This is a genomic window from Brucella grignonensis, assembly GCF_002252505.1.
Taxonomy (GTDB): Bacteria; Pseudomonadota; Alphaproteobacteria; order Rhizobiales; family Rhizobiaceae; genus Brucella; species Brucella grignonensis.
In genome coordinates, this window is the sequence record NZ_NNRL01000151.1 from 15,301 (window position 1) to 33,595 (window position 18,295).

Consider the following 18,295-nt stretch of genomic DNA (forward strand, 5'->3'; position numbering starts at 1 on the left):
AGCCATAATGAATCAAATCTCTTTTTCAACGGATATGATTGAAAACGAACTTCGCAACGATTTCTGGCGTGAAGTTCTGAAACCGATGTATGAAATTACGCTGGACAAAGAGAGGCGGAATTACCAACTTTTCGGCTCTGCAAAGGGGCGAGCAATTGGCGCATCTCTTCAAGTGGGTTCGACTTCTTTTAATACTCAGAACTATTTGCGTACACCAAAGATCATCGCCCATAGCGGTCTCGACCACTATATTCTGCAGTTAATCACCGCTGGTGATTTGCGCGGCAATTTCAACGGTGTCGACTTATGGGCAAAACCTGGCGATATCGTCATTATTGATTTCACACAAACGGTTGAAAGCACTGCATATGACGGCAGTCGAATAACCGTTATGCTCGCCCGCGACGAGTTGGAAAAAGTGATTGGCTGGCGTAATCTCCACGGCGTTGTTCTCCGTGCACACGAACCTACAACACGACTCCTGTTCGCTTATTTGCGAGGCCTGAATGATGTGGCAGGGGAACTGGATGCTACCGAGGTCTACTCAGCACAAGAAGCAATGCTATCCCTGCTGGGCATTAGCGTTACCGCAGGCGCGCCAGAAAACCTCGCCGTGAATCTTACAATGCGCAAGTGCATACTCACTTACATCAATGAAAATCTTGCCAGCCCGCTACTTGGTCCGCAGACTATCATGCATCATTTTCGCGTCTCCCGGTCGCACCTTTATCGCGCGTTCGAGCCGGATGGCGGCGTAGCGAAAGTCATTCGTGACAAGAGACTGGACAGCGCATATCGCATGTTAATTAAGCAAAGAGGTCAGGCGGTTTCCTTGAAAGAGATTGCTTATCGCTATGGGTTTCATGATAGCATGCAATTTACCAAAGCATTCAAAGTCAGGTTCGGCTTATCTCCTAAAGATGCAAGTAAGTTCGGTGCGCCTCTCTTAACGGCTGAACCGTACAGCTTCTCTTACACCCGTCACTTATCGGAACAAGCGACTAAAGCAGGGATAGCTGCCAACCAACGATAATAGTTTGCAGAAAATAGAGAGCAACTTGCCTAGTTGTTTGGTCCCAGCATGTGATGGTGTAGAATTGTTACCACCACAGCGGGGGAGTTAAGGGACAAATTCTCCACGACAGCGCCAAGACCACGCACGCCATTCAAGCAGAACTACAGCGATCGAAAGCTTCGGCCGCGGAGTTTGCGCGACGGTACGGCACCAACGAGAAAACGGTCCTGAAATGGCGCAAGAGGCATTCCGTCGAAGATATGCCGAATGGGGCTGAAAGAGCGGCGCAGTACGGTTCTGGCGCCGGTGGAAGAGGCTGCGATCGTGGCATTGCGGGTCCAGGCACGGTTACCGCTGGATGATGTCTACATCGCGCTCAAGGACGTCATCCCGCATTTGAGCCGCTCCTCGTTGCATCGATGCCTGCAACCTCACGGCATATCGCATCGACCGAGAGGGGACCGGGAAAAGCTTAAGAAGTTCAAAATACCCTATGAAGCGATTCAGGAATTCTGGAAATCAAAGCCAGCGGCCTTTATCGTCAATCCGCACTATCACATCATGGGACCAGACACTTAGAGCATTTCCTGTTTAAGATGAATCGTAGAAAGTGCCATATCTATTTGTTTTTAATCATGTTTTTACCTCAAAACCGGTTTCCACTTTTGGGAGACATGCTCTAAAATGGTATCTGTTGAATGCCAGTTAAACCAACGCTGCTCAGGATAGACGGTTGCGGAACAGCCATGCAGCGAGCGGCAGGGTGACGGCCGCGACGGCGAGCAACGGCACGAAGTTGAAAGCCACATCGGCGAAGGTCGCACCCTCAAGATAAACGCGGCGCACGAGATCGACGCCGAAGCGCAACGGATTTACATAGGTGACGATCTGCAGGATTGCTGGCATGTTGCGCACGGGGGTCAGCAGACCGGACAACAGCATCAGCGGCATGATGAGCATGAACGTATAGAGCATAGCCTGTTGCATCGTCAGCGACACCGCTGAGATCGACAGACCGATCCCGACGGAGGCCAGCGTGAAAAAGGCAAGCCCGAGATAGAGCAGCCACACCGATCCGTTCAACGGTATCTGGAACCAGAACAGGATGATCAGGAAGATCAGGGTCGACTGGAGGATGCCTACGAACATAGAAGGCAGCGCCTTGCCGATGAGAATCTGAAGCGGCGTGAGCGGCGTCACCAGCAACTGGTCGAACGTGCCTTGCTCGCGTTCGCGAGCAACGGAGAGCGCAGCCAGCAAGAGCGTTTGCATCATGCTGAGCGCAGCGATCAGTGCCGGCATCATGTTCCAGCGGGATTCGAGATTCGGATTGAACCAGGCGCGGCGCTCGATAGTAACCGGGGCCGAGATGCCCAGCGTTCCGTTATAAGCAGTGACGATCGAGCTGATATAAGCGGATGCGAGACTGGCGGTGGAAGAGTTGCGTCCGTCGAGGATGAGCTGCAATGGAGCCTCCTGCCCAGCGGCAAGGCGCGTCTCGAAATCGGAAGGGATACTGATCACAAGCAGCGCGTCACCACTGTCGATCTGTGCCGCGATTTGATCGGATGACGTGAGTGTTGCAGTCCGGACGAACACCCCCGTTCCATCAAGCCGTGCCAGCAACTCCTTTGATGCCGCTCCGCGACTCTGGTCGAGGACGGCATAAGGCGCATAATTGAGATCGTAGGTCGCGCCATAGCCGAACAGAAGTGCCTGCATGATGGCTGGCATGAACAGCAGTGCCCGGGATGCAGGATCCTTGACAAGCGCCAGTATTTCCTTGCGGATCAGCGACAACATCTGGGCGATATAGACGATCGGTCTGGCCATTATGTCAGTCCAGGTTCTTGGCGAGTGATCGGCGCGTCAGCACGATCAGCACAATTGCGTAGAGCGCTAGGATGGCGCAGCTTTTCAGGATGTCCGGCCAATAGTCACCGGCCATGAACAGTGTTTTGATCAGTCCCATGAAGTGGGTCGCCGGCAGGAGCTGACTGATGACCTGGATAACCACTGGCATGTTGCGCAGGTCGAAGACAAAGCCCGACAGCATCATGGCGGGCATAAAACTTGCCAGCAGTGCCATCTGGCTGGCGGCGAACTGGTTGCGGGTGACCGCCGAGATGTAGAGGCCCAATGCCAGCGATACCAGCAGGTACAGAAGCGACGAGATGACGATGACCCAGAGCGAGCCGCGCATCGGCACCTGGAAGAGATATTTCGCGGCGAGCAGGCACATGATGAGATCGATGCCGCCAATGACGATATAGGGTGCGAGCTTCGACAGCACGAGCTCCAGCGGCCTGACTGGCGTGACGAAGAGCGATTCCAGCGTGCCGCGCTCCCACTCGCGCGCGACGAGCAGCGAAGTGAGAAATGCGCCGATCAGCGTCATGACCAGCACGATCAATCCCGGCACCAAATACCAGGTGCTCTCTCCGGCCTCATTGAACCACATGCGCTGCACGATGGTGATGCTGGCAGTGCTGGCAGACTTATTGCCGGCGCGGTCGGCCTGCTGCTGTATCGGAACAGCGAGAGCACCGCCGACATAGCCCTCGATGGCTGAAGCAGTGCTGGAATCGACGCCGTTGAGCAGAAGCTGCAACTGTCCTTCGCCAGCGGCAAGATTTCGGGAGAAATCACCCGGCACGCGCAGGATGGCGTCAGTCTCGCCAGCGCGGATCATTTTCTCGGCCTCGGCCATCGAGGTTGTCCAGGTTGGCGCCAGATAAGGAGAACCTCGCAGTCCCGCCACAATGTTGCGCGCTGTCGGAGAGCTGTCTTCCAGCACAACTGTCACGCGGGCGTTTTTCACGTCGAAGGAAAGGCCATAGCCAAATAGCAGGACGAGGACCACTGGCAGAAGCAACCCAACGACCAGATTGCTGCGATCACGCAGCATCTGCCGGGTTTCCTTGCGCGTCAGCGCGATGAGACGGGGAATGAAGCCGGAAGCGCTCATGCGGCAGCCTGCTTCTGGTCGCGTGCAGCGCGGCCCTGTTCGACGATGGCGATAAAGGCGCTATTCATATCCGCCTTTTCATCTCCGGCCTGTTTCCTGACCTCTCTCGGCGTGCCAAGCGCCAGCATCTCGCCCGCGTCCTGGATAGCGATGCGGTCGCAATATTCGGCTTCTTCCATGAAGTGGGTTGTGATGATGATCGTTACACCGCCTTTGGCAAGCGAGGTAATGGTGCGCCAGAAAGCGCGGCGGGCGAGCGGGTCAATGCCGCTCGTCGGCTCGTCGAGGAAGAGAATATCCGGCTCATGCAGGAGCCCGGTCGCCATGGCAAGCCGCTGTTTGTAGCCCGCCGGAAGGATGCCGCTCTGTGCGGCGGGATCCAGATCGAACTGTTCCAGTGAGGCGGCGATGCGACTACGCAGTGCCTTGCCCAACAAACCATAGGCTCCACCAAAAAACTCAAGGTTCTCCCGAACGGAGAGGTTACCGTAGAGTGCGAATTTCTGAGACACATAACCGATACGGCCACGCGCTTCGGCGCGAGCGGTGCGCAGATTGAGTCCCGCCACCTCCAGATGGCCGCTCGTGGCTGGCAAGAGCCCACACAGCATGCGGAAGGTTGTCGTCTTGCCCGCTCCATTGGGGCCGAGCAGTCCGAAGATCTCGCCTTGGGTAACATCAAAGGAGGTACTGGCCACGGCAGTGAAATCGCCGAACTTGCGCACGAGATCGCGCACGATAATGACAGGCTTGTCCCCGTCGCGCTGCCGATGCTTCTCTGTGACGGCTTCGGTTACTGACTTCACTGCTGCCTCACCCTCTTCATGTTCGTGCTGGCGCAACATCATCATGAACGCGTCTTCCAGCTCTTCCTCGCGCTGCTCAACAGAAGCGTCGTGCAAAAGCTCCTTGAGCCGTGCCTCATCGGCCTCTTTTTGGCGGATGAAACTGACATTACCGCCCTTTGGCACGGCATCGATGATAAGGCCGGGTGCGTCGATCAACCGGGCCTGAAGCTCGCGCGCCGGCATTCCATCAAGTGGAACGGCAGTGAAGGTCAAGCCCCTGGCCCGACTTTGCAGGCTGGCAGGCGGGCCTTCCGCCAGCAGTTTGCCCTTGTTCATAACGAAGACCTGCGCACAGCGCTCGGCCTCGTCCATATAAGCCGTACTGATGATCACACTAAGCTTTTCATCATCGACGAGTTGCTGAACGATTTTCCACAAGTCGCGCCGCGACAGAGGATCAACGCCGACGCTTGGCTCATCCAGAAGCAACAGATCAGGAGAACGGACCAGCGTGCAGGCAAGCCCCAGCTTCTGCTTCATGCCGCCCGACAGCTTCCCGGCAGGACGTTCAGTGAAACGCGCCATATCGGTCATCTCCAGCATACGGGTAAAGCGCTCCTTGCGTTCCTCCTGCGGAACACCATGCAGGTCGGCATAGAGGTCAAGATTTTCCTGCACGCTCAGATCATCGTAGAGACCGAAGCGCTGCGGCATGTAGCTGATGCGGTCCTGCACCGATTGCGGATCAGCGGCAACGTCGATGCCGAGCACGGAAAGCGAACCGGCATTCGGCTTCAGCAATCCGGCGATCATGCGCATCAGTGTTGTCTTGCCCGCGCCATCAGGTCCGACAAGCGCGGTCAGTTCGCCAGCGCGCATCGTGATCGAGATGTCGTCGACGGCCGCAAAGCTGTTACCATCGGGGCCTTCGAAAGACTTGCGCAAATCTTTGGCGACGACTGTCGCTTCGGCAACATTCATTGCGCTGTTCCGGCTGAGAGGTGGACGGTGACAGGCTGGCCGAGGCGAAGCACGTCACCAGCATCCTCAACGACGACACGGACTTCGTAGACGAGGCTGGTCCGCAGCTCTTCCGTCTGCACCGATTTCGGCGTGAATTCAGCCACCGAGGAGATGTAGCCCACCTTGCCGACGATGGGCTGGTCAGGATGACTGTCAGTGACGATCTGCGCCGCCATGCCGGGCCTGATCTTGCCGAGGTCCGGTTCGCTTACGTAGACACGGATCCATTTGGGCTCTGTCAATGCCAGCGCGAAAATGGCCGACGATGACGTGACCATGTCACCCGGCTCGCGCAGTCGGGAACGCACGACAGCATCCACAGGAGCCTTAAGCTGACCCTGATTGATTTGGTGACGTAACAGGGCGAGATTGGCTTCCGATGCAGCAAGTTGCGCCTCGGCACTGGCGATATCCTCCGCACGCGCTCCCACTTCCGCAAGCTGCAAGGCAGCGCGTAGTTGTTCCACCTGGGCTTGTGCGGCGGCTGCTTCGGATTGCGCCTGATCGACAGCCTGTACGCTGGACGTGCCACTGCTGCGAAGACGGGTAACGCGAGAAAGGCTCTGCTCCGCCAGAGCGGCCGATGCTTCCGCTGAAGCAAGCTGGGCTTTCGCCTGTGTGATTTCCTCCGGTCGCGAGCCATTGCGAAGCTTCAGCAGCGCCTGCTTCTGCACATCAACCTGCGCCTCAGCCTGTCGTGCTTGCAGCTCCAGCGTGCTTGTATCCAACAGGCCTATGACCTGTCCGGCCTTGACGCTGTCGCCCTCTTCGGCACGTAATTCGGCGACCCGACCACTGCCGTCGAAGGCAAGTGACACCTGTCGGATGTCGACATTACCATGCAGCGCCAGTTCACCGGCCTCACCGGCATTGCGCTGGCTCCACCAGAACCAGCCAGCGGCAATAATAGCAATCAACAGGAGGGGGATCAGGATTTTCTTCATTCGGACAGGCTCTCGGGACATGTGCGCCCAGCGCATTAACCCGGGCGATTATTAAATTTAAATTGAATTTAGCAATTTGAAGGGCTATTGTCGAGTCCTCTGTGTAATACCAAGGCGCCAAGATGCTGACGCATCACGCCTTGACAAAGTTCAAGCGCCACTCGGGCTTAACCAAAGTCCAATGAGTTTCACTCAATGAACTTTGGTGTAAGGAACTGGATCATTGATATCTGCGTGTCGGCAAATAAAAGAAAATATGTCGTATAAAAGAGGCAATATGCCGTGGCGCGTCTTTACCCCGCGTTCCAGCAAATCCTGTCGCAAATGGACGATCCTGTTCCTTATGATGGCACTCGCCGGATGCGCTGCTCGGCCTGGTCCTCAGACACTCGATCCTGTCGCAAGCAATCCACAGGGGATCAAAAGCATTATAATTTTTGCCGCAACCGACCGATCTCCGACAGAGGCGAAGCCATCTGTCCTCGGTGATGGGCGCGGAAACCTCACCTATGAACAGTTTACGATGCAGCCGGTTGGGATGGCGACTCGTGGCAAGGAAGATGCCACGGCCCTTTCTCGCGAGAGTGATCCGTCAAAAGATTTTATCACGACGGGGCGGCGACAGCTCGATAAAGCGTCCTTCGAACAGTCTATCGACCGCATGCGTAAAGCCGATGAGATGATCGCCGTGTTCGTCCACGGCTACAACACCAGCTATCAGGAAGCGGTGTTCAGGCTCGCTCAGTTGAGCACCGACGCGCGGGTTGTACCCGTCCTCTTCTCATGGCCTTCGATGGCCGATTTCCGTGGCTATGTCGCTGATCGGGATGCGACGACCTATGCACGCGACGATCTCGTTCGCCTGCTGATCATGCTGAGTCGGTCGCGTCCGAGCGGCCGAATCGCCGTTGTCGGTCACAGCATGGGCGGATGGCTGGTGATGGAGGCGCTTCGGCAGCTTCGTCTGGAAGGTCGCGATGACGTTATCGCCCGCCTTCAGGTTGGGCTGGCTTCACCTGACATCGACATCGATGTCTTCCGCAGGCAGGCGGCTGTTGTCGGCCGGTTGTCGCCGCCGCTGACCGTGCTGATTTCGAAGGACGACCGGGCTCTTGCAGTGTCGAGCCGGTTGGCCGGCGGTAAACCGCGCCTTGGTCTGGCCAGCGGTGATGACCCGCAAATACAGGAGATCGCTCACCAGAGCGGTGCGCAGATCATCGATATCTCGACCTTACCCGCCGGCGACGTCTTCAATCATGATCGTTTCGTCGTGTTCGCATCACGCTATGCCGCAGCCGCACAAAGAGATGGATCGGTTGGCGGCGCTCGACAAGCCGGCGTTTTTTTGCTCGACACCACCGGGCGCATCCTGTCATTGCCGTTTGAAGGAACAGCCAGAATTATTGCCGGATCGCAATAACGGAACGGCCGCAACACTAGAGCATTTCCAGCAAAAGTGCGAAGCGGTTTTGTGTCGGATAATGCGAAAAAACAAAGAGATAGAGCATTTCCAATGATTCAATCAAAACAGGAAATGCTCTAGAAGAAAACTGAACGACCTCAATGATCGAGTTGACGTTATGAGAAAAAGACAACGCACGCAACGCGCCGATGGCGGCGTGACCTACAACCGCATCCTGGAGGTAGCCGGCGAACTGTTCGCGTCGTCCGGCTTCGCCGAAACAACGAACAAGATGATCGCAGCGCGTGCAGAGGTGGATCTGGCTTCGATCAACTATCATTTTAAAAGCCGCGACGGACTTTATCAGGCCGTACTGATGGAAGCGCATCATCGGCTTGTGAGCGTCGACAGTCTTGAACAACTCGCTTTAACCAATCTATCGGCCCACGAGAAGCTGAGAAAACTGATCGAAGGTCTGGTGGCGAGTGCACTCGTCGACCAAGGTTGGCACGCTACGGTCCTCAGTCGTGAGATTCTCTCTCCAACATCCCATTTACAGTCACTCCAGAAAACGGTCATTCCGGAGAAGCTGCCTTTCGTTTTATCAATCCTCAGCGAAATTACCGCAGTCCCTGCGGGAGATCCTGCCCTGCTTCGCTGTCTGGTCAGCGTCATGGCTCCCTGCGCAGTGCTTCTCGTCATCGGACCACGCGTCACCCCCTTCGCAGATGAGATCCATCGCATGTCGCGTGAAGATCTTGTCGAACATCTCTACCGTTTCGCTATTGGGGGGCTTGAGGCGGTCGCACAGGCTCCGTCGCAAAAACCGCATTGACGTCAGAGAGAGCCGCCGACTTTCAGCGACGCGTTTGGAATGAACGCCAGGACAATGATTCTGGGCAACGTGCAAAAGACGAGCTGCGCCCGTCTGCCCGTCGTTGTTGTTGCTTGATGTGTTGTTAGATCAACACTGATGTCGTCGTAGTTCAAAATCACCCGATCAAGCGGATAGACAGCTTTATAGACGGCCTCCTTCGCACAAAAAAGGACACGATCAGAGATGCCTGAGGCATGTTCATTTCCTGTCTTGTCTGTGGGAATCCTTACAAGAGATTGAATATCTACAGGAAGAGGGGTTGCAGGTTCGACATCAATGCCCAGCCCTTGGAAATCTACCGCGTTTCCCACGGCAGCAACAGCAACTTCATCATCATGGGCGAGCGATCCGACAATACCCTCGGGCCAAATGGGCTCTCCAGTGAGCGCACGCAAAATCCGGAATTCGTTTATGTCCCGCTCCCCAAGCAACCCGCGCGCAATATAGCGAACCGCGCCGCTTGCTTTGAGCCGCTTGAGATAGCTGGTCTGAATTGATTGCCTTTCCTCTGCAAGAAGGAGGGTTTCGTCTCCGCTTTGAATAGTGCGACAGCCGGTCGATATTCCGTGTGGCACAACAGCCGCCAACGCTTCCGCTAATGCCCCATCCGCACGAGGCAAACTCCAGCCATCAACAGAAGAGCACGACATAGGTCAGATTACCCTTCGAGGGTAAGATGTGCGATCATCTCACCGTCTTCATCAAGTCCATCTTCCACAAACCCTGCTTTCGCATAAAGTTGTTGGGCAGCTAAATTTTCCGGTTCATAGCAGATGGAAATCTGGCGGACCCGATCAAGCATTCTGATCTCTGCAAGCACTGCCTGCAACGCCGCCTTACCATAGCCCCGTCCCTGAAAAGACCTGTCGATCATGAAGCGGTAAAGCTGGGCTATCCCGGCTTCACTGGTGGCATCATACATGAGAAAGCCGACAAGTGTTCCAGCAGCGAAAACCGCTCGCGGCCTGGCATTCGCGTCCTCATCGGCTTCAAGCAGCGAATCCGTGTTACTTGCGACCAAATTCGTTTGATCAGAGGCAAGTTCCAACGCCTCCACCTGCGACCGGAGTTCCCCAGTCACAGGCAGAAGTTCGACCTTGATCGTTTCAGGAGGAAGCGTCTTCAAGCGAGGCCTTTCTTTGCATCCAACGCTACGGTTCCGCCGCGATGAAGTTTCCCCGCATGCATGACGTCTACAAGTACGATACCATTTTCATCAACTGGAACCACAAAACGATTGAGCTTTGCCGGATTCCCGCGCCAGACAGAATATGGCTCGAGTACTTCACCCTTCATCACGAACGAATCCACATCGACAATCGAGCCTTCCCCCATGACCACACCATAATGAACGAATGCTGCAGGTCCGAGTGTACAACCGCTGCCGATGCGAATGAAGTCGGACTTGAAAGCGCCCTCTTCCAGCGAATGCGGCTGAATAACTGATCCTTCATTGAGGGTGGCATCATCGCCAATCTCGACAAGCGAACGTTCTGTCAGGTTTGCGCCTCCGTCATAGACGCGCTTACCGATTTTCACGCCCAGCATACGAAGGATCATCGGGCGGAAGGGCGTGCCCGCAAACAGCTGCGTAATGGGCGAGTCCGATAGTTTCCAGTGCCGCTCATGACGCCAGAAAGCTGGATCGTAAATCGTCGTCATCCGCGGCTTCAATCTCTTGAAACCCAACGAAAGCCGTTCGATGAGGACATAAAACGGTATAGCGATAGCTGATGTCAGGACAACTGCAACAAACAACGCCTTATGCGTCCAGGCATCGTAATAATTAAGGGCACGATCCCAGATTGCGATCGTTGCAAACAGCATCAACCATTGTGCCGCGAGGAACATCAATCCCGTGCGCAGGTTATGGAAGTTTTTACGCCGCAACCGACGCAGGCGGTCCTCTTCCTCAATATTTGCAATGAGTTCCTTATCGCGATTTACAATGCGTGGAATTTCAAAGGATGGTGATCCCAGCAAACCGACGTTCTCACGCACCGGCCCATCAATAGGCACCATTACCTTGGTGCCGAGCAGGCAGTTATCACCCGTACGGCCATCTGGCGGATAGAAAATATTGTTACCAAAATAGTTCCGTTCACCGATTTTGGTATGTTCCAATCGGAACGTCGCAGCCGATTTGTGCATGTTGATCATGAACAATCCGTCCGACACCATCGTCTGCGTGCCGATTTCACACAGAAGCGGATTTTCCTGTTGTTGGTTTGTGCCGAAGTTTGAACCGGTCTGGACGACCTTGTTGAGCTTCCAGCCAATCGCCCGGATGTAATGCACGATCGCAGAACTATCCCCGAACAACAGGTTAAGCAGACGCGAATTGCTGCTTAGTTCCACCATCGACTGAAGCCAGTAATGAAAGCCGTAAAGCGTATAGGTTCGGTTTGGCTTTAAAAACAGGCTGACGATACGCGGCACAAATACAGCCGCCAGCAGCGATACAACAATCGCACCCACAAGCGTTACCGTTGTACCGATGGCGACAATACCGATCGTTTCCTGATAGTCGTCACTGACATTCTGCCAATAGCTATGGAACAACAGTGGAAATGGCGTGACGAGCGTAAACAGCCCGATGAGCTGCACCATTTCAAAAGCAACGCGTCGGGTCTTGGACAAGGTGATATTGCGGACTTTGCAATAGTCGGCATCGGTCTGCGTCGCAGGTGATCCATGCCAGTGCTCACCGTCAGGAATAGTCTGGCCGCGTTGAAGCGAAGAAGCGTGGCCAAGCTGGGATTCATTGCCAATCTTGGTGTCAATGTCCAACGTGGATCCGACACCAACGAAAGCATCATCTCCGATGGTAATCGACCCGGTGTGAATGTAGCCGCTCTCCGCACGGTAACCCAGAATATTGGATTCACGACGCAAAATTGAATTTTCGCCAATCGAAATCAGATCCGTGCATACCGGTATTGCCCGACATTCGATGGCAGTGTTGCGACCGAGCTTCGCTCCAAGCAGCCGCAGATAGAGACTATAAAGCGGGTTGCCGCGGAAAAGCACCACAGGTGCCGTCCGGATCAGCGTTTTGACCACCCAGAAGCGATAATATCGCAAGCCCCAGATCGGGAAACGTTCTTCTTTCCAGCGACCAATAAGCAGCCATTTTGCAAGGATCGCAAAACCCGTCATCCCGAAAAAGCTGGCGCCAGCCAAAACCACACAGCGGAAATAAAGCTGCAAAGGCTCATCGAGTTTGAGGTAGACCCAGTCAAGCCCCTTGTCGAAAAACAGCAAACCGACATAGCTGTAGATTGCATAAAATGCGAGCTGGGCTGCGCCGCACGTCCAATATGCAAAATTGGATGCCTTATGGGTGAGGCTTTGTTCAGTGACAGATGCCACCGATTGCTGTGGCAAATGTAAGTGTTTCGCAAGACCGGTGATTGACGGATGCAGATAAATATCCCGCATTGACGCCATCTCCCAGCCTTGCACGGTGCGCAGACGTGCACAGAAGCGTGCCATCAGCAAGGAATTGGCGCCAAGGTCATCAAAGAAATTATCTTCGACCGAAACCTCGTCGAGGTTCAGCACTTCCGCCAAGGCTTCAGCCATGAAACGCTGGTCGTCATTGGCTGGCGGAATAATGACGCGTTCGGCCGAAAGACGCACATTGGTTGGCTTTGGTAGCTGACGCAGATCAGCCTTGTTGGAAACCGTCATCGGAATTGCGTCGAGCTCTTCCAGATAGGTCGGGACCATGTAAGACGGAAGGCGGCGTTTGAGTTCGCGTGCAATGTCGGCGCGCTGGATGGGCGGCATTCCGGATTTAGGCGCATAATAGGCAACGAGTTCGACGCGGCCCGGCTCAATCTCCCACGTTGTCACAGCTGCCTGTGCCACCGAAGGATTGTCGAGAAGAACCGCTTCGATTTCGCCAAGCTCAATACGATAACCACGTATTTTCACCTGCGTATCGATACGACCACGATATTCGATTTCGCCTTGTGCATTGATACGTCCGAGATCGCCCGTACGGTAAATCCTTTTTGAAGGATTATTCGGCAGACCTATAAAGTCTGGAATGAACTTCTGATCCGTAAGGTCCTGCCTGTTGAGATAGCCCACCGCAAGACCAATGCCAGCAATGCCAATTTCACCGAGCTCATCGGGATCCGTCAGCTTTGCTTCTGTCGGATCGATAATGACGATCGAATAAGTCGGTAACGGCGCACCGATTGTTACCGGTTTATCAGGCGTCAGCACCCCCATGGTGGCGGTAACGGTTGCTTCAGTCGGACCATAGGTATTCAGAAGCAAGCGCCCGGGTTTTGTCCAGCGGGTCACCAGATTGAGTGGACATGCCTCGCCGCCAACCATGAGCAGACGTAACTTGGGAACGTCACTTTCAATAGACGACAGCAATGTCGGGCTGCACGCCATGCAATTGATGTCGTTTGTGCGCAGAAAATCGGCCAGTTCTTCGCCAACCAGCGTCAAGGGACCAGGCGCGGGGATGACGGTAGCGCCCGCCACGAAGGGAACCCAGTATTCCTCGGCCGAGAAATCGAAAGCAATCGTCATGCCGTGATAGACACGGTCACTGGGTTTGTACCCATATGAAACGGCTGCCACACGCAGAAAGTTGCAGAAGCTTTGATGACGAATGGCAACGCCTTTTGGTCGCCCGGTCGTACCCGACGTATAAAGAATGTAGCAAATCTCGTCAGGGTTAGCCGCTCTTGCAGCAATATCCAATCGAGCATTGGAATGCTGAGATATTTCCGCAGAACAGGCATCGATCAATATATGGGGAACAGGCATTTGTTCCACGCGTGCCGAATAGGCACGAAGGGAAATCACAAGTTTGACACCGGCATCATCAATGATAAGTGCCATACGGTCTTCTGGAAAAGCGGTAGCGAGCGGCACATATGCAGCACCCGCCTTCATCACCGCCAGAAGGGTGATGTAAGTCTCAGCAGAGCGGTCAAGCAACAGGCCGATGCGATCGCCGGGCTTCACGCCATGCTCGATCAACAGCCGCGCGAATTGATTAGCACGCTCATCAAGTTCCTTGTAAGTCCAGGACCGCCCATCGGAAATAACTGCGACAGAGCCTGCAAACTTCTCTGCGAGTTTTTCAAAAAAGATATCAAGCCGCTCGCCGGGTTCGCCTGCCTGCGCAAAGTCTGCGCCGAGCAGAATTTGCTGATGTGGCGCAGAAGTGCTCGAAGCCTGAGGCGGCATACCCACATGCCGTTCGCTTGCGTCACTTTCATCATTTGTGGATGGAATTTTATCCAATCCAGCACCATCAATACCGTGGCTCATTTTAAATACTCACTGACCAAAGGTCGCGCATCGCCGGGCATTTGTACGCGTTAGGCGAGACACCTGAATATGATCAGGTATTGTCTATCGTCGGACTGTGCACAGCGGCTCATCTGACCGCTTCTGGCGTAGGCAACTACGCAATATAATCAAAATAAGAAAGTGACATTCTCTTGACTAAAAATATTGTTTTTTAAGTGTTGCAGATTGGCGCTGGTATTGCTCATTGTTTATACACAAACGCAATACACCACAGTAATCATTCATTGCAGATGCCCGCAAACAGGCGTCTTTTGCCCCTTCGTTCTGACACATTGCATATCGCCATATGCAGCAACCGAGCGTATCCGGGGCTCATCAAAAATGCGTCAATCACAAGGACCGCTGGCGAGATGCCATCCCGCCCCCCCTTTGTTGCCCGTGGTACAAGCCCTTAGAGCGCGTTTGATCTGATTGAATCAGCTCGGCGCTCTAAAACCTCATTATTTAAAGCATAATCTTATCGATCCTCGTTTCACTCCGGTCGGATTATGCTCTATCTCTTTGTTTTTTCGCATTACCCGGCGCAAAACCGCTTCGCACTTTTGCTGGAAATGCTCTAGTGTCGACGCGTGGAGATCACCCCTTTTAACAAATGCAGCACTTGGCCAAAAAAATACTGGAAGAAGCAGGCTGGGGATTCCCGGCATCCGTCGTTCTTCATCTGACTTTGGCGCTATTGCTGATCTATCGTGTCCCTGAGTTGTCGCCCCCGGCTCCGGATCAAAGCGTCAATGTGGAACTGGTTCCTCCGAAACCAAACGCGCCACCATCAGATGGCAAGTCGAATACGGATACCAAGCGGTCGCCTCAGGCTTTCGAATCTGCTTCGGCGGAAAAAGAACAGCCAGCCCCCGCAGACCACGCTCAACCGGTAATGAATAAGGTCGAACCACAGAAAACAGAAACTCACAATCCCATTTCGAAAGAGGAGAATAAAACTCTCCAGAAACCCGATAATAGTGCGCCGTCTGTCACTGAATTGAGCACCGACACCGAAGGCCTGCCCGCCGTGCCAAAAATGACTGCTCCAGCGCCGCAAAATCCAACCGTTACACCTGACAAGCCCACGGAAGTGAAGGTCAAACTCACTTCTGCGCAGCAAATCTATTCAAAGGATACGCTCTCAGATCCTCGCGTAAAACAAGCGATCGGCAAACTCCCTCCACGAGATCGGATCGTTCAGATTTGCGGGATCGAGGCGCTGGAACAGGTTCGCCACCAAAGACCTGGTACTTTTCCAGACATGCTTGCTCCCAGTGCGGGTGTTGTTTCAGAAACCAGCTTCACGATCCACGACGGAGCTTTTCGCAGTCGGGCGAAGTGGTATTCGATCGATTTCAAATGTCAGGTCGACAGCAAAGCGATGAAGATAACTGATTTCAGCTATTCTATTGGCAAGGCTATCCCTGAAGCGCAGTGGAATTCGAGGCAGCTGCCAAGAGATTAGAGCATGTCTCCCGAAGGTGGGGCAACGCCCAATCTCGGTGAAAAACTGTTCCGTCCTGAAACAATTATTAGCATGCTACCATTTCAACTTTCATCATGTGCCGAAATAAACATCTATTAACGTCATAATTTGTAGCATTTGATTCCAATCAATGCTGCTGATGTCTAATCTCCGCATACCCTTGGCTATTCCTATTTTATTGGGGGCTAAGGCAAATGAAACTGATCTGGAAAGCGGGAGTTGCGGGCGCTGGCGCGCTGGCAGCAGCATGGCTCTTTGCGCTTTCGACACCCTATTGGCTGACACCCGTGCGGGAAAACACCGTTGATGTCAGCGACAAAAAGCTAATCGCCAAAGGAGAATATGTAGCCTATGCAGGCGACTGCGCGGCCTGTCATACGGCTCCCGGCGGCAAGGCCTTTGCTGGCGGTTTGGGGATGCAAACGCCGCTTGGCACGATTTACTCCACCAACATTACGCCCGACACGGAAACGGGTATTGGCAATTATAGCTACAGCGACTTTGAACGCGCCGTGCGACAGGGTGTGCGCAAGGATAACGTGCACCTTTATCCGGCTATGCCTTTCGTTTCTTATACCGTGGTCAGTGATGACGATATCGAAGCGCTTTACGCGTTCTTCATGTCGAAAGTCGATGCCGTAAAGCAGGAAAACCAGCCAAGCACGTTGCCGTGGCCGACGAATATGCGCTGGCCACTTGCTTATTGGCAGCTGCTTTTCGGAAATTCCCGCGCATTCGAAATCGCAGCCGATACAGACCCGGTCATTGCACGCGGTGCCTATCTTGTGGAGGGCCTTGGTCACTGCGGCGCCTGTCATACGCCGCGTGGATTGGCCTATGAGGAAAAAGCCGTAAAGAACGATCCAAAAGGCAGCTTCCTTTCCGGGTCAGTGCTTGAAGGCTGGTATGCGAAGAACTTACGCGATCAGGATACAGGCCTTTCGACTTGGGCCGAAGACGAGATCGTTACCTTCCTCAAAACCGGGCGTACAGATCGGACAGCTGCATTTGGCTCTATGGCTGATGTCGTTCAACACTCAACCCAGCATCTTGAGGAAGAAGATTTACGCTCGATCGCGCGTTATTTGAAATCACTGCCACCCAGTGAGGGTCGCGAGCGACAGTGGAAGCCAAAGGAAGATGTCACAACGGCTGCGCTCAAAGCCGGTGATTTCAGTGCGCCGGGCGCCATGTCCTATGTCGAGCAATGTTCTGTCTGCCACCGTATGGACGGCAAAGGCGCTCCGCGCATTTATCCCGCACTTGCAGACAACTCCATCGTATTCGCCGATGATCCAAGCTCGCTCATTCAGGTTACACTGACGGGTGGCCGAACGCCTGAAACCCCTGAGGATAAAATGGCTTTCACAATGCCGGGTTTCGCCAGTCTTCCCAACTGGCAGGTGGCTGAAATCCTCAATTTCATCCGAAATGGCTGGGGCAATCATGGCGATGTCATAACAGAGCAGGATATCGCGCGAATGCGGCGTGAAATCGCCCATAAACCTGTTCACTATGTTCCGGAGAACAAGCAATGAAAACCACCACGATTGTCGTTCTCGGTGCGGGATTTGCAGTGGCAGTAACAGGCGGCGCCTTCGTCTTCAACCATTTGCGACCGGTCTTGGACGCGCCGGCACCCGTGACCTATGCAGTGCTGGACAAAGACAAGAAGCAGGTTGGCACCTATGTTGTTCCACCAGACCGCGACATCCTGAAAGAACCCAATGCTTCTGACATCATGCAGGGAAAGCGACTGCTTAACGAAACAGCCCGCCTTCTTCCTGATAATGTCGGCAATGGATTGAACTGTAGTTCCTGCCATATAGGACAGGGCAAGGTGGATAATGTCGCCTCTTACATCAACACCAGCAATTTCTATCCTGCTGTTATGCCGCGTGCTGGCAAAGAAGTTGATCTGGTCATGCGCATCAATGGCTGCTTCCAACGTTCAATGAACGGCAAGCCTCTGCCACCGAAGGGGCCAGACATGACCGCGATGGTTGCCTACATGGACTGGCTCGGGCAAGGCGTGACCAAGGGAACCAAAGTAGCAGTCCGAAATGCTGGGCCTATCGATGACAGTCTCGTTCCAGATCCCACCAACGGAGCAAAGATCTACGCAGCGCAATGTTCGACCTGCCACGGCGCAGACGGAGAGGGCATGAAGGACATGGCTGGCGATTACATTTTCCCACCACTTTGGGGTGACGAAAGCTTCAACATCGGCGCGGGACTCGCCCGTACCTATAAGGCAGCACAGTTCGTAAAATATGCGATGCCGCCTGCACAGAACCACAACCTGCCCATAGGTCAGGGCGGCATCTTGACCGATCAGGAAGCCATCGATGTGTCGGAATATTTCACCCACATGCCACGACCGGATTTTGCCGGAAAGGTGAAGGATTGGCCAAACAGCAAGAAGCCGAAAGACGCCCGATATTGAGGGCATGAGAAAACAATA

13 protein-coding genes and 1 pseudogene are annotated in these 18,295 nt (G+C 54.2%); 7 read left to right on the forward strand and 7 right to left on the reverse strand.

Annotated elements, in window-relative coordinates; genetic code table 11:
* Positions 1 to 4 precede the first annotated feature (4 nt).
* A complete protein-coding gene (locus tag CEV33_RS04730) occupies positions 5 to 1,033 on the forward strand; it encodes a helix-turn-helix domain-containing protein (RefSeq protein ID WP_374817533.1) in 1,029 nt (342 codons plus the stop codon).
* Positions 1,034 to 1,131: 98 nt separating this feature from the next.
* Positions 1,132 to 1,501, forward strand: a pseudogene (locus CEV33_RS04735) (IS481 family transposase); the annotation flags it as partial.
* 234 nt (positions 1,502 to 1,735) lie between these two features.
* Here CEV33_RS04735 and CEV33_RS04740 read toward each other — a convergent pair.
* From CEV33_RS04740 to CEV33_RS04755, 4 genes are read right to left on the reverse strand one after another with little or no spacing between them, the layout of a single operon-like run.
* The gene (locus tag CEV33_RS04740) at positions 1,736 to 2,848 is read right to left on the reverse strand and encodes an ABC transporter permease (protein ID WP_094539322.1); all 1,113 of its coding nucleotides are present in this window, start codon (positions 2,846 to 2,848) and stop codon (positions 1,736 to 1,738) included.
* A gap of 4 nt (positions 2,849 to 2,852) precedes the next feature.
* A complete protein-coding gene (locus tag CEV33_RS04745; RefSeq protein ID WP_094539324.1) occupies positions 2,853 to 3,983 on the reverse strand; it encodes an ABC transporter permease in 1,131 nt (376 codons plus the stop codon).
* Entirely contained in the window at positions 3,980 to 5,752 is a 1,773-nt protein-coding gene (locus CEV33_RS04750; RefSeq protein ID WP_094539326.1) for an ATP-binding cassette domain-containing protein, read from the reverse strand. Before CEV33_RS04750 ends, CEV33_RS04745 begins: the two co-directional genes overlap by 4 nt.
* Positions 5,749 to 6,738: an HlyD family efflux transporter periplasmic adaptor subunit gene (locus CEV33_RS04755; protein WP_094539328.1), complete on the reverse strand. Its 990-nt coding sequence runs from the start codon at positions 6,736 to 6,738 to the stop codon at positions 5,749 to 5,751. Before CEV33_RS04755 ends, CEV33_RS04750 begins: the two co-directional genes overlap by 4 nt.
* Positions 6,739 to 7,015: 277 nt before the next feature.
* On the opposite strand from CEV33_RS04755, the gene CEV33_RS04760 reads away from it, so the two are divergent.
* On the forward strand, positions 7,016 to 8,158 hold the full coding sequence (locus CEV33_RS04760; protein ID WP_167388125.1) for an alpha/beta hydrolase: 1,143 nt from the start codon (positions 7,016 to 7,018) through the stop codon (positions 8,156 to 8,158).
* Positions 8,159 to 8,318: 160 nt separating this feature from the next.
* Entirely contained in the window at positions 8,319 to 8,975 is a 657-nt protein-coding gene (locus CEV33_RS04765; protein WP_094539332.1) for a TetR/AcrR family transcriptional regulator, read from the forward strand.
* Positions 8,976 to 8,977: 2 nt separating this feature from the next.
* On the opposite strand, the gene CEV33_RS04770 is transcribed toward CEV33_RS04765, so the two are convergent.
* Genes CEV33_RS04770 through CEV33_RS04780 form a run of 3 tightly spaced genes read right to left on the reverse strand, consistent with a single transcriptional unit; the run spans position 8,978 to position 14,237 of the window.
* A complete protein-coding gene (locus CEV33_RS04770) occupies positions 8,978 to 9,667 on the reverse strand; it encodes a 4'-phosphopantetheinyl transferase family protein (protein WP_094539334.1) in 690 nt (229 codons plus the stop codon).
* Between the two features lie 8 nt (positions 9,668 to 9,675).
* Complete coding sequence (locus tag CEV33_RS04775; protein ID WP_235818364.1) at positions 9,676 to 10,143, reverse strand: GNAT family N-acetyltransferase; 468 nt, start codon at positions 10,141 to 10,143, stop codon at positions 9,676 to 9,678.
* On the reverse strand, positions 10,140 to 14,237 hold the full coding sequence (locus tag CEV33_RS04780; protein WP_094539539.1) for a Pls/PosA family non-ribosomal peptide synthetase: 4,098 nt from the start codon (positions 14,235 to 14,237) through the stop codon (positions 10,140 to 10,142). The genes CEV33_RS04775 and CEV33_RS04780 overlap by 4 nt, the downstream gene beginning before the upstream one ends.
* 727 nt (positions 14,238 to 14,964) lie before the next feature.
* Between CEV33_RS04780 and CEV33_RS04785 the strand changes: the two genes are divergently transcribed.
* The 3 genes from CEV33_RS04785 (at position 14,965) to CEV33_RS04795 (ending at position 18,277) form a co-directional block, all read left to right on the forward strand.
* Positions 14,965 to 15,810: a DUF930 domain-containing protein gene (locus CEV33_RS04785; RefSeq protein WP_374817501.1), complete on the forward strand. Its 846-nt coding sequence runs from the start codon at positions 14,965 to 14,967 to the stop codon at positions 15,808 to 15,810.
* Positions 15,811 to 16,025: 215 nt separating this feature from the next.
* Positions 16,026 to 17,369, forward strand: coding sequence for a c-type cytochrome (locus CEV33_RS04790; RefSeq protein ID WP_094539337.1), 1,344 nt, complete (start codon positions 16,026 to 16,028; stop codon positions 17,367 to 17,369).
* Positions 17,366 to 18,277, forward strand: a complete 912-nt coding sequence (locus tag CEV33_RS04795; protein ID WP_094539339.1) for a c-type cytochrome — start codon at positions 17,366 to 17,368, stop codon at positions 18,275 to 18,277. Before CEV33_RS04790 ends, CEV33_RS04795 begins: the two co-directional genes overlap by 4 nt.
* Positions 18,278 to 18,295: the final 18 nt, after the last annotated feature.

What these genes read in the sequence shown, in the direction of transcription:
- CEV33_RS04740 (WP_094539322.1), bottom strand. Translation starts at nt 2,848, where the DNA reads ATGGCCAGACCGATCGTCTATATCGCCCAGATGTTGTCGCTGATCCGC.
- CEV33_RS04745 (WP_094539324.1), bottom strand. Translation starts at nt 3,983, where the DNA reads ATGAGCGCTTCCGGCTTCATTCCCCGTCTCATCGCGCTGACGCGCAAG.
- CEV33_RS04750 (WP_094539326.1), bottom strand. Translation starts at nt 5,752, where the DNA reads ATGAATGTTGCCGAAGCGACAGTCGTCGCCAAAGATTTGCGCAAGTCT.
- CEV33_RS04755 (WP_094539328.1), bottom strand. Translation starts at nt 6,738, where the DNA reads ATGAAGAAAATCCTGATCCCCCTCCTGTTGATTGCTATTATTGCCGCT.
- CEV33_RS04760 (WP_167388125.1), top strand. Translation starts at nt 7,016, where the DNA reads ATGCCGTGGCGCGTCTTTACCCCGCGTTCCAGCAAATCCTGTCGCAAA.
- CEV33_RS04765 (WP_094539332.1), top strand. Translation starts at nt 8,319, where the DNA reads ATGAGAAAAAGACAACGCACGCAACGCGCCGATGGCGGCGTGACCTAC.
- CEV33_RS04770 (WP_094539334.1), bottom strand. Translation starts at nt 9,667, where the DNA reads ATGTCGTGCTCTTCTGTTGATGGCTGGAGTTTGCCTCGTGCGGATGGG.
- CEV33_RS04780 (WP_094539539.1), bottom strand. Translation starts at nt 14,237, where the DNA reads ATGCCGCCTCAGGCTTCGAGCACTTCTGCGCCACATCAGCAAATTCTG.
- CEV33_RS04790 (WP_094539337.1), top strand. Translation starts at nt 16,026, where the DNA reads ATGAAACTGATCTGGAAAGCGGGAGTTGCGGGCGCTGGCGCGCTGGCA.
- CEV33_RS04795 (WP_094539339.1), top strand. Translation starts at nt 17,366, where the DNA reads ATGAAAACCACCACGATTGTCGTTCTCGGTGCGGGATTTGCAGTGGCA.